1 pseudogene is annotated in these 801 nt (G+C 75.5%); it reads left to right on the top strand.

Annotated features, from left to right (window positions below):
* A pseudogene (locus C5B96_RS16990) lies at positions 1-602 on the top strand (hypothetical protein); the annotation flags it as partial.
* Between the last annotated feature and the right edge of the window lie 199 nt (positions 603-801).

Raw genomic sequence — 801 nt, 5'->3', positions numbered from 1 at the left:
CCCCTCCCACCGCCGCCACCCCCGCAGGCGCAACCGGCGCCACCGCCGCAAGCGCCGCCACGCCCGCAGGCGCAACCGCCTCCACCGCCGCAGGCGCAACCGGCGACAGCGATGTGGGCGGGGCGGCGCGGGGGCGGGCGGTCGACGCCGTCGTGCGCATCCACACCGCCGAGTCGCTCGCGGCGCTCATCGTGTGCGTCGACACGGTGCTGCAGGCGCTTCCCTCCGCGGTGGTCGACGTGCCGGCGCCGTTCGGTGGAGAGCTGAGCGGGGATGCCCGCATCCTCAGGGCCGCCGAACCCGTATCGGCACGGCTCGTCGTCGAGGTTCCGCAGGCCGCGCGGTTCGTGCCCGACGAGCTCGCCCGGGCCGCCGCCCGTATCACCGCAGAGCAGCTCGGCTCCCTCGACCTCGTCGCCCCCGACGGCGCTGCCGCGGCATCCGGAGCCGAACGCGTCGCGCTCATCAGCACCCAGCGCTCGCTCGCCCGCGAGGCGCGCTGGGGTCGCCGCGACCTCTTCCCGCACCTCACGGCGTCCACCGCGTCGCGACGGATCACCACCGAACCCGATCTGGCCGCCTACTTCGGCGGCTGGGGCTGACGGCAGCGGCCCCAGGACACTCCTCGACCAGACCGACGCCGTCTTCGCCGCGGATGGGCTGAGGGGTGTCCGGGGCGCCACGCGCATCCCCCCGAACCCGCAGCCCCCGCCTCCCGTCGCACAGGCTCCCGTCACAATGGCTCCCGTCACAAAGGCTCCCGTCACACAGGCCCCCGCCCAGCCCGCGCTGTCTAGACTG

The organism is Subtercola sp. Z020, assembly GCF_002931235.1.
In the GTDB taxonomy this organism is placed as follows: Bacteria; Actinomycetota; Actinomycetes; order Actinomycetales; family Microbacteriaceae; genus Subtercola.
The sequence above is the reverse complement of the archived record's forward strand: the minus strand, read 5'-3'. Positions and strand labels throughout refer to the sequence as shown.